The sequence below is a fragment of the Dulcicalothrix desertica PCC 7102 genome, from assembly GCF_003991905.1.
Taxonomy (GTDB): domain Bacteria; phylum Cyanobacteriota; class Cyanobacteriia; order Cyanobacteriales; family Nostocaceae; genus Dulcicalothrix; species Dulcicalothrix desertica.
The window spans coordinates 273,681-273,884 of sequence record NZ_RSCL01000004.1; the positions used below are offsets into that span (position 1 = coordinate 273,681).

At 46.6% G+C, this 204-nt stretch carries 1 protein-coding gene; it reads left to right on the plus strand.

The window, feature by feature from the left end:
• Positions 1-204 (plus strand): hypothetical protein (locus tag DSM106972_RS52510; RefSeq protein ID WP_201800704.1); only part of this gene is annotated, 204 nt, incomplete at both ends.

Sequence of the window (204 nt, forward strand, 5' to 3'; positions counted from 1 at the left end):
AGGTGCAGCTGGTGCTGATCCAGGTGCTGAGGAACAAGAAGGTGAAAATACAGCAGAAGACCAGGCGAATGCAGAAATAGATAGTGTTGAAGACAACCCAAATTCTGCCAAGCATAAGGACGGCATTAAAGGCAAGGCGAAAACGAGTAGTGGCTCAATATCAATTGCCGCAGGATTAGCACTTAACCTAGTTGATTCCACTGC